Below are 10094 nucleotides of genomic sequence, written 5' to 3'. Positions count from 1 at the left end.
GATCACCAAACGTCATGAATGTTCCCTTTATTTTTTATCTTACTGAATTTTAGTCATTATTTGTGGGGATACCTCAGGGTCAGAGTACATTTTTCACCCCTAATGCCTTCCGGTAAAAAGGAGATCGTTATGAGGTTACTAATAAGGCTTGTTAGTTTAGCCGTGGCTGCGTACTCGTGTTATAGCGGAGCTGTAACCGGTGAATGGAAAACATCTATCGCTATTATTTCGCTATGTGCATTGATGTTCTTAATTACGTTTATTTCCAAGACTCGCGGTGGTACGCCAGGCTCTCAAAGCGATGGTGCCTCAGCGATATATACGCCAAGCAGTAGCTCAAGCTCATCTTGTAGCAGTGATGGCGGTGGTGGAGATTGCTAAAACCCAATGGGGTTAGAGTACTTTTTTCAGTATTTAAAGTACTCTGACCCCATTATTTTCGCTGATCAGATCGCGCTATAGAAATGTACTCTGACCCTGAGGTATCCCCACAAATAACATTGCAATATCAATAAGATAAAAAAGATAGGAACATTCATGACGTTTGGTGATCAGATCAATCGCCAAAAATCACCGAGACCAAACTGCCATGAATGCCCTATCTATTGTGAACAATGTCATATCGCTTGTCAGCTATAAAATGCATAAAACTCGTCTAAACGCGATAACGGCGTGCGTTAAGAGCCTGCTCAACGGAAGCGCAGCAACCGTAACCAGCATAGGTCGAGGAATTAAGACTAAAGCCTTTGAAAAACATCGGATTAAACGTGCTGACCGCTTGCTTTCAAACCCGCATTTATTAAGTGAAACACCGTTTATCTATGCATCTATATGCCAACTATTTTGTGGCAGCACGTCACGCCCTGTTATCTCAATCGACTGGTCAGATTTAGATGACCATAAAGCGCACTTTCTTTTACGCGCGGCCATATCTTTAAAGGGTAGACCCGTCACACTTTATCAAGAAGTTCACTGCAACAAGACCAAAGAGAAACCCGCCACCCACAAGGCATTCTTAAAAACGTTGCACGCCATATTACCTTCCCACTGTCGGCCCATTATCGTCACCGACGCAGGGTATAAATCACCTTGGTTCAGGGAAGTATTAGCGTTAGGCTGGGATATTGTCGGACGGGTTCGCAAACCGCATTTTTACTCACTCGACAGCGGAAATACGTGGCAGTGTATTCGTCACCTTTATGCCCAAGCGACCAGTCGACCAAAGCGTTTTGATAACAGCCAAATAGCTAGAGGTAACCCCTTTGCCTGTACGTTAGTGCTGTTCAAGCAGAAAGCGAAAGGACGCCACGCTTCAAATCCAGATGGTACACGCAAAGCCTCGAAGCGCTCGAAAGTCCATGCGCAAGGCGCGAAAGACCCGTGGCTGTTAGCGACATCACTAGCATCTCATCGACGCTTATCGAAACAGGTTGTGGCTATTTATCGCCAGCGGATGCAGATTGAAGAAGGCTTTAGAGACATGAAAAGTACCAAGTTCGGGCTTGGCTATGAACAGAATAAAAGCGTGAAAAAGCAGCGTCTAACAATACTGATATTACTTACTACGTTAGCGTCACTGGTTGCTATCTTATTGGGTATGGTAGTCGTCTCTTCGAATAAATATCGGCGCTTCCAAGCTAATACCGACACCAGAAGCGTGCTGTCATTCCACTATCTCGGTCTGAGAGCTGTTGCTTGCCGAATAAGATTCACTATGCGACAGTGGAAAACTGCACTCAAATGGTACAGCTCCATAGTCGACGGGGCCTGGGCCGCAGGCACATGAAATTAAATTCGTGGGGATCCCTCAGACTCTGACCCCATTATTTTATTTGAGGTTGCGGAGGCCTTGGGTGAGGAGTCGGTCTAGTGCGTTGGCGAAGTTTTGTTTGTCACGTTGGGAGAAGGCTTTTGGGCCGCCTGTGTGTTCACCGCTTGAGCGCATGGTTTCCATGAAATCACGCATGCCCAATATCTGCTTGATAGACGACTTGTCGTATTCTTCACCACGATTATTCAACGCTAGTGCATTTTTTGCCAGTGCATCAGCGGCCAATGGAATGTCATTGGTAATCACCAAGTCACCCGCTTCACACTTCTCTACTATATAATCGTCAGCAGCATCGAAGCCTGACGGCACTTGCGTTAAGGTTATGTGCTTGTCTGGTGGAACAGACATGGAATGGTTAGCCACCAAAGACAAAGGCAGCTTGGTACGTCTGGCTGCCTTAAAAAGAATGTCTTTGATCACTGCAGGGCACGCGTCGGCGTCAACCCATATATGCATGGTCGTATCTCGTAACTGTATCTAATTACGCTAGCATACCACCATCTACCACCACTGTCGTGCCGGTCGTGTAGGTTGAAGCGTCTGATACTAAATACAATACCGTGCCCGCCATTTCATCTGGGTCAGCGACACGGCCTAGTGGAATAACTTTAAGTGCGTGCTTCAGGATTTGCTCATTAGTTGTTAACGCTGACGCAAATTTAGTATCGGTTAAGCCTGGCAATAATGCGTTTACGCGAATGTTCAAGCTACCGCACTCTTTTGCAAATGACTTAGTCATGCTGATAACCGCAGCTTTCGTTATAGAATAAATCCCCTGCATGTCGCCCGGTGTTACACCATTTACCGATGCCGTGTTGAGAATGACGCCACCACCCTGCTCTTTCATCATTTTGCCAGCTTCAATTGACATGAAGAAGTAGCCACGAATATTGACGTCTACAGTTTTATTGTAGGCGCCAAGGTCAGTATCTAAGATATGCCCAAAGTAAGGATTGGCTGCCGCGTTGTTTACTAGAATATCCAGTTTTCCAAAATCGCGTTTAATAACGTTAAATGCTTCTGTAATTTGCTCCATTTCACCCACATGACACGCTAGCGCTGTCGCCTTACCACCTGCGTCACGAATTGAAGAAGCAACGGCTTCACAGCCGTCAATTTTGCGGCTTGATACAATAACATGCGCGCCATACTGGGCAAGCAAACGGGCAATGGATTCACCGATACCGCGACTTGCACCTGTAACCAGTGCCACTTTTCCTGTTAAATCAAAAAGGTTCTTCATTGTCATATCCTTAATTCTTGCTGATAAAGTGCTTTGTGCTTAATTTCTATTATTAACGCTTGTTGCGGTGCCTGCTCTAGGCCAACATACCACCGTCGAGTACTACGGACTGACCCGTCATGAATGACGACTCATCACTACACAACCAAGCAATGGCATTAGCAATCTCTTCTGGTTTACCCAAACGCTTCATTGGATTTGCGCCAATAAGCCCTTTTTGGCCTCTTTCATCCAATTTTGATAAAACGCCTTGCACCATAGGGGTATCTACAAAGCTTGGACAAACAGCGTTTATGCGTATGTTCGCCCTTGCGTATTCCACTGCCGCCGATTTAGTAAGCCCCACTACCCCATGTTTTGAAGCGCTGTAAGCACTAATCATAGGCGCAGACCGCAATCCAGCTACAGAGGCAATATTGATGATGTGACCACCGCCTGTCGTCGTCATATGCTTAAGGGCGTTTTTCATGCAATACCACACGCCAGCTAAGTTGACCTGAATATTCTTCATAAACATGGCGTCATCGACTTCAGTTAGCGGAGCTGGAAAATGGTCGATACCCGCGTTATTAATAATTACGTCAATCTTGTCGTTATGAGAAAGCGCCGTGTCGAACATCGCTTTGACCTGAGCCGGTTCGGTAACATCCACTGACACCGCATAGGCTTTGCCACCTGCAGCAACAATTTCTTCAGCCAATGTTTTGGCATTACCTTCGTTTAAGTCGGCAATACCGACTGTTGCACCACGTGCACTCAATACGCGAGCCGATGCAGCGCCGATCCCCGAGCCTCCACCAGTAATAAGAATATGTTTACCTTCAACATTTGCAGCTACATTCATTAGCTGTACTCCAATTTAGTGAACAAGCGCAACGCCGTTAATTTTGGTCACTGCGCATGCTTCTTGATTTGAACGATTAAAAATAACTCGCTTTTACGTTGTTACACGTCGCCTCGCGTGAAGAAAGCACCTCAATATCGCGACTGACTAGCGGTAACTCCCAATTTAAGAAGTATTCAGCTGCTGATAACTTACCTTCATAAAAGTCAACGTCTTGCTCGCCGGCACCATTAGCGAGTGCTTGTTCGGCAACATTTGCCTGGCGCAGCCAAATCCAGCTCACCACACAACTTGAAAAGATATTTAAAAAGCAGCTCGCGTTAGTTAGTAAAACAGGCTGTTTATCAGAGCGCAGATCGGCCGCAGCTTGTTGTATTAAACCGCCAAGCTGGTCTAAGTATGGTTTTAATTTTGCAGCTAGCGCCTGTGCTCTGGGCGTTTCTGCGCGCTTCATATCGCTTGTTACACGAGAAAGCAGCACCTGAAGGCCTTTGCCGTCGTGCTGCCATAACTTTCTTCCCAGCAGGTCTAACGCCTGAATACCATTCGTGCCCTCATGAATTGGGTTTAAGCGGTTATCGCGCCAGCACTGCTCAACAGGATATTCACGGGTGTAGCCCGCACCACCTAGAATTTGAATTGCCAAATCGTTGGCTTTAGGGCCAAACTCCGAAGGCCATGCTTTGAACACGGGTGTTAAAAGATCTAAAAGCTGAGAAAGTTCGGTACGCTTTTCGCTGTCAGTTTCCGTTTCCATCTCATCAATCAGCATGCTGCCGTACAAGCAGAGGGAGATACCGCCTTCACAGTAGGCCTTTTGCGCTAGCAACATACGTCGCACGTCACCGTGATTGATAATAGGTGTAGGCTCGTCTTCTGGCGCAAGATTAGGCGCAGCGCGACCTTGGGTACGATCTTTTGCGTATTCTAGTGAGTAACGGTACCCGCGATACCCTATCATGGCAGCACCATAGCCCACGCCAATGCGTGCTTCGTTCATCATCATGAACATGTAGCGCAAACCCTGGTGCGGCTCGCCAATCAGGTAGCCGTGGCAGTCACCATTTTCGCCAAAGGTTAGTGCGGTTGAAGTCGTACCTCGGTAGCCCATTTTATGTATAAGACCAGCAAGGGTTACGTCGTTGCGCACATCTGGATTGCCGTCAGCGTCTAGGCGGTATTTAGGTACAGCAAATAAGGAGATGCCTTTTACACCAGCTGGACCACCTGGAATTTTCGCCAACACCAAATGCACGATGTTGTCAGAAAGCTCATGCTCACCACCTGATATATAAATCTTGCTGCCTTTGATTCGGTACGTACCATCATCTTGCGGCCTTGCTGATGTACGAATATCAGCAAGTGACGAACCGGCATGGGGCTCGGTAAGCGCCATGGTGCCAGTAAAGTCACCCGCTAGCATTTTTGATAGAAACGCACTTTTGATATCTTCGGAGGCAAAGTGTTTAATGACATTGGCGGCAGCCGCAGTTAAGAAAGGATAAGCAGTTGACGATGGGTTAGCCGCCAAGAAGTAGCCCGCACAGGCATTCATAACGGTAACAGGAAGCTGCATACCGCCATCTTCAAAATCGAAGTGACCCGCGATAAAGCCCGATTCTCTATAAGTATCGAAGGCCACTTTTACGTCGTCAATCATAGAGACTTTAGTGCCATCGAATGTAGGCTCGTTTTTATCAGCAACGGCATTATGAGGAAGAAATAACTCTTCTGCCATCTTCTCGGCCATATCAATAACAGCGTTGAAGGTTTCTACATTGTGCTCTTCGAAGCGAGCTTTTTCACATAAGGCTGCGGTGTTTAATGCTTCGTACAGCTGAAATTGCATTTCACGGCGGGGAATAAGTTGGTCGGCCATGGTGTCCTGTCCTCTACGAAAACTTGTTAACACATTGTGTCATATTCGTTATCGTGCCATTATTGTCATTAATGACACAATAATGGTCAATCGCGCCAACAATCACTGAGTTTTATCTTATTTTATAACTCGAATTATTTTTATGAATGACACGAAGTTCACCGTTACCGTACTCGGCTTTAACCAAGCCTTGGCATCTGCCATTACAGGAGCCCTCGATGTATTTGCTTTCGCAGGTATTAGTTGGCAGCGAATACACAACTTACCAACCAAACCACAGTTCAAAGTACAGTTGGCCAGTCACCATGGGCAGCCTATTCTTTGCTCTAATCAAGTTGTTCTACAGCCCAATATCGCCATCGAAGAAGTCTCACACACTGATGTCTTGTTAATTCCCACCATTGGTGGCGATATTGATGAAGTGCTAGAAAGCACAGCGCCTCTGCTTGTACACATAAGGCGTCTGCAGAAAATGGGGGCCGACATTGCCGCCAATTGCACCGGTACTTTCCTTTTGGCCCAATCCGAATTATTGGACAATAAAATTGCCACTACGCATTGGGGATATGCAGATAAATTTAAGACCATGTACCCTACCGTAAACTTACAACCCGAGAAAATGGTTACTGAAGATGATACGGTGTTTTGTGCAGGCGGCGGCATGGCGTGGATTGATTTATCTATCTTGTTGATAGAACGCTACTGTGGTCATCAGATTGCGAGCGATACGGCAAAATCCCACGTTTTGGATGTGTCCAGAACAAGCCAAACTATTTATGCCAGCAGTCGTCAGCGACGATTTCACTCAGACAAGGACATTAAAGCGGTACAGTCTTTTCTGGAAAAGAACGTACAAAATAAATGTACGCTAAGCGAACTAGCGCTACGGCATAATATGACCGAACGCACACTTATACGCCGATTTAAAAACGCGTGTGATATTACACCAGGTCAGTATTTACAGTCGCTGCGCATTGAGCACGCGAGAAAGCTCTTAGAAACCTCTAGTATGCCGTTAGAGAGCGTGATTAGCGCTGTAGGCTATGAAGACCTTAGCTCGTTCACTCGACTATTTAAAAAAACGACTGGTTTATCACCTTCTCAATACCGAGCGAAATTCAAGCGAGGCTAATTTGATTTAGATGGTTAGTAGACTACTTGCACCAAAAAATATCTCTCTATTAAGTTTGATGTTCCATGCCTGTGCACACAGGCTTTTTAGTTATATTCAATCTAACTAATATTGTGCATTTTCGATGAAAAACGCCTTGGTTTGCACAAATTTGAAGTTTTTATGTAAAAGTTTGTGTAAAATGCAGCGCCAAGCATAGATTGTTATTTTTTGTGCTAAAAACACTACAAAAGTATAAATTTAAAATCATCTTGGTGGAAACATGAGAACACACAAAATCGCCACACTAGCGTTAGCCGTTAGTGCTGCGTTCAGCTCTTCAGTTCTTGCACAAGAGGCCGCGACGACAGAAAAAAAAGAAGCCTCACTTGAACAGATTACCGTTACTGCGCAAAAGCGTACTCAGTCAATTCAGGAAGTACCTATTTCTGTTGCGACACTAAGCGGTGAGAAATTCGAAAGCCTATTCTCTGGCGGTGAAGATATTCTTGCTCTAGCGGTTCGCGTACCAGGTCTTTATGCTGAGTCATCAAATGGTCGTGTTGCACCGCGTTTTTATATTCGTGGTCTAGGTAACACCGACTTCGACCTTGCTGCATCACAACCTGTTTCGATTATCATGGATGAAGTGGTAATGGAAAACGTGGTACTTAAAAGCTTCCCGCTTTTCGACGTTCAGCAAGTTGAAGTACTTCGTGGCCCACAAGGTACACTATTTGGTCGTAACACCACTGCTGGTATCATTAAATTTGATACAGTAAAACCAACCCAAGACGTTGAAGGTTACGCGAAAGCAGGCTTCGGTTCATACGGTACAATGAACTTCGAAGGCGCTATTAGCGGCGGTCTTACTGACGAACTTTCTGCCCGTCTTTCTGTATTGTCACAAGAGCGTGATGATTACATCGACAACGCAGCAACAGGTCAAAACGACGCATTAGGCGGCTTCGACGAAAAAGCATGGCGCTTACAGCTTCTTTGGGAGCCATCGGCGGACTTCTCTGCACTTCTCAACGTACACGGCCGCGACTTAGACGGTACTGCTTCAATTTTCCGTGGAAACGTTTTTAATAAAGGCAGCAATGACCTTAACGATAGCTACGACCGCGAAACAGTAAGCTACGACGGCGATCTAGAAGGTAACGGTACAGATAACAACCCACAGTCTTACGAAGGTTTAGGTGCATCACTTAAACTAGAATACGACATGGACGATGTAACCTTTACTTCAATCTCTGCAATCGAAACCGCTGAAGGTTCAAGCCTTGGCGACATCGACGGCGACGCGATTGCTTCACAAAACTTTGTGACTCAAGATAACCTTGACGATCTAGAGCAGTACACGCAAGAATTTCGTTTAGCAAGCAACACCAGCGACCCAATGAACTGGCAAGTAGGTGCTTTCTATTACGACGCATCGTTCAACGTAACCAGCATCGACGGTTTCTTTGGCGCGACTACGGTATTCCATGAAAACCAAACATGGGCGGTATTCGGTCAGTCATCTTACCAAGTTAACGACAAGCTAAACGTTACTGGTGGTATCCGTTACACTCACGACAAGAAGTCTCTTGTGGTTGGCGAACAGAACGTTGACGGCTTTGCCGTTGTTCTAGGCATTGCTGCCGTTCAGGATTACGAAGACATCAACGTAGATGACGGTCAAACAAGCTTTGAGCTTAGCGCGAACTACCGTGTAACTGACGACATGTCTGTTTTTGCTCGCTATGCTAATGGTTTCAGAGCGCAAACTATCCAAGGTCGTGACGTTGCATTTGAAGGTGCACCTTCAGTTGCAGACGCAGAAACGATCAACTCTTTTGAAGTGGGTATTAAGTCAGACCTATTCGACGACACGCTACGTCTAAACGCTGCTGCGTTTTACTATACCGTTGATGACATGCAGTTCTCGGCCATTGGTGGTGGTAACAACTTTACTGCGCTAGTGAATGCTGACGAAGGTGAAGCTTATGGTTTTGAAGTAGACGCTCAATGGCTAGCGACTGACGAACTTACCTTTACTGCTGGCTACAGCTACAACCACACTGAGATCAAAGATGACTCTCTAACGGTTGCACCTTGTGGTACAAGCGCATCTGATGGCTTCACTGGCTACTGTACAGTAACTGACGAGCGCCCAGATGGATTCAATGCAATCATTGACGGAAACCCTTTCCCGCAAGCACCTGAATCAATCTTTAACTTCACTGCACGTTACACTATCCCTATGGGTGATGACGGTGAATTCTTCGTGTTTACTGATTGGGCGTTCCAAGGTGAAACCAACATCTTCCTATATGAAGCGGTTGAGTTTACTACAGACGACAATTTCGAAGGCGGTCTACGCATTGGTTATGAGAACTTTGCGCACAACTACACGGTAGCGCTATTCGGTCGTAACATTACAGACGAAGACAACGTTAAAGGTGCAATCGACTTTGCAAACTTAACAGGTATTGTAAACGAGCCTCGAATTTGGGGTGTTGAGTTTAAGTACACATATTACTAAGACAAGTTAAGTAGCTACTCTCTTCCATTGTAGCTACCTATCTATTTAGTAGAAAAGCGGTGACGTTGAGAAACGTTACCGCTTTTTTTTTACAATCAATTACGCTGCCATATGAATATCAGACGTAGGCATTTGTACTAGCTGCTGTAATTTTTTGCACACTTCCACCCAGCGGGCAACTTTCTGGTAGTAGACCTGCTCAATTAACTGCCCTTTTTCATTAAACAAAAAGCTCGCTAATTTCCCCTTATTACCCGGCATATAAAAGTGATGCACGGTAAACTGATGAGACAAAGGGGCATGTACCACCTTTTGATACATACAGAAAGGCAACCCATTTGCGCGCTCGTCGCCCCCAGTCAAGCGGCTACGGCGTTGAAACGTGTCTGATCCGAATTCTGCCATAATGCCGTGTTTTGAAATAAGCTGATCAACCGCTTTAATGCCTGTTTGCATAACTATCTCCTAAACGTTGCGCTTTTTAGCAAACCAAGATAAGACTCAAAATAAACCATACTGATATTTATACAGTATATGTTCATTTGTTTAAAATGCAAACAAAAAAGCCGCTTTTTAAAGCGGCTTCAGATTGATGATAAACCCCTCTTTTTTCGGAGGGGTTTATTTTTTCTAGCAGCCGAAGGCTGCGATCGCGA

General features: G+C 45.5%; 9 protein-coding genes. 4 read left to right on the top strand and 5 right to left on the bottom strand.

All coding sequences use genetic code 11. The annotated features are described in order from the left end of the window. The first annotated feature begins 129 nt into the window (after positions 1-129). Together NO989_RS20975 and NO989_RS20970 are read left to right on the top strand one after the other, a co-directional pair. Positions 130-381 (top strand): hypothetical protein, encoded by a 252-nt coding sequence (locus NO989_RS20975; protein WP_371343145.1) that lies wholly within the window; start codon positions 130-132, stop codon positions 379-381. Between the two features lie 166 nt (positions 382-547). Continuing rightward, positions 548-1786, top strand: coding sequence for an IS4 family transposase (locus NO989_RS20970; RefSeq protein ID WP_371343144.1), 1239 nt, complete (start codon positions 548-550; stop codon positions 1784-1786). Between the two features lie 42 nt (positions 1787-1828). On the opposite strand, the gene NO989_RS20965 is transcribed toward NO989_RS20970, so the two are convergent. The 4 genes from NO989_RS20965 to NO989_RS20950 form a co-directional block, all read right to left on the bottom strand. Beyond that, positions 1829-2287 (bottom strand): YaiI/YqxD family protein, encoded by a 459-nt coding sequence (locus NO989_RS20965; RefSeq protein ID WP_371343143.1) that lies wholly within the window; start codon positions 2285-2287, stop codon positions 1829-1831. A 25-nt stretch (positions 2288-2312) separates the two neighbouring features. Further along, complete coding sequence (locus tag NO989_RS20960; RefSeq protein WP_014949725.1) at positions 2313-3074, bottom strand: SDR family oxidoreductase; 762 nt, start codon at positions 3072-3074, stop codon at positions 2313-2315. Between the two features lie 76 nt (positions 3075-3150). Next, entirely contained in the window at positions 3151-3918 is a 768-nt protein-coding gene (locus NO989_RS20955; RefSeq protein ID WP_039236240.1) for an SDR family NAD(P)-dependent oxidoreductase, read from the bottom strand. Positions 3919-3994: 76 nt separating this feature from the next. Continuing rightward, a complete protein-coding gene (locus NO989_RS20950; RefSeq protein WP_371343142.1) occupies positions 3995-5797 on the bottom strand; it encodes an acyl-CoA dehydrogenase in 1803 nt (600 codons plus the stop codon). A gap of 142 nt (positions 5798-5939) precedes the next feature. On the opposite strand from NO989_RS20950, the gene NO989_RS20945 reads away from it, so the two are divergent. Both NO989_RS20945 and NO989_RS20940 read left to right on the top strand, forming a co-directional pair. Further along, a complete protein-coding gene (locus tag NO989_RS20945) occupies positions 5940-6929 on the top strand; it encodes a GlxA family transcriptional regulator (protein WP_283630357.1) in 990 nt (329 codons plus the stop codon). A gap of 262 nt (positions 6930-7191) precedes the next feature. Then, the gene (locus NO989_RS20940; RefSeq protein WP_061485988.1) at positions 7192-9438 is read left to right on the top strand and encodes a TonB-dependent receptor; all 2247 of its coding nucleotides are present in this window, start codon (positions 7192-7194) and stop codon (positions 9436-9438) included. A gap of 99 nt (positions 9439-9537) precedes the next feature. Here the strand turns inward: NO989_RS20940 and NO989_RS20935 are convergent, their stop codons facing one another. Next, positions 9538-9894, bottom strand: coding sequence for a hypothetical protein (locus NO989_RS20935; protein ID WP_371343141.1), 357 nt, complete (start codon positions 9892-9894; stop codon positions 9538-9540). Positions 9895-10094: the final 200 nt, after the last annotated feature.

The sequence above is a fragment of the Alteromonas sp. DY56-G5 genome, assembly GCF_041414725.1.
GTDB lineage: Bacteria > Pseudomonadota > Gammaproteobacteria > Enterobacterales > Alteromonadaceae > Alteromonas > Alteromonas macleodii.
Note: the sequence above shows the minus strand (reverse complement) of the source record. Positions and strands in the feature narration are given on the sequence as shown.

What these genes read in the sequence shown, in the direction of transcription:
- NO989_RS20940 (WP_061485988.1), top strand. Translation starts at nt 7,192, where the DNA reads ATGAGAACACACAAAATCGCCACACTAGCGTTAGCCGTTAGTGCTGCG.
- NO989_RS20945 (WP_283630357.1), top strand. Translation starts at nt 5,940, where the DNA reads ATGAATGACACGAAGTTCACCGTTACCGTACTCGGCTTTAACCAAGCC.
- NO989_RS20960 (WP_014949725.1), bottom strand. Translation starts at nt 3,074, where the DNA reads ATGAAGAACCTTTTTGATTTAACAGGAAAAGTGGCACTGGTTACAGGT.
- NO989_RS20955 (WP_039236240.1), bottom strand. Translation starts at nt 3,918, where the DNA reads ATGAATGTAGCTGCAAATGTTGAAGGTAAACATATTCTTATTACTGGT.
- NO989_RS20935 (WP_371343141.1), bottom strand. Translation starts at nt 9,894, where the DNA reads ATGCAAACAGGCATTAAAGCGGTTGATCAGCTTATTTCAAAACACGGC.
- NO989_RS20975 (WP_371343145.1), top strand. Translation starts at nt 130, where the DNA reads ATGAGGTTACTAATAAGGCTTGTTAGTTTAGCCGTGGCTGCGTACTCG.
- NO989_RS20965 (WP_371343143.1), bottom strand. Translation starts at nt 2,287, where the DNA reads ATGCATATATGGGTTGACGCCGACGCGTGCCCTGCAGTGATCAAAGAC.
- NO989_RS20950 (WP_371343142.1), bottom strand. Translation starts at nt 5,797, where the DNA reads ATGGCCGACCAACTTATTCCCCGCCGTGAAATGCAATTTCAGCTGTAC.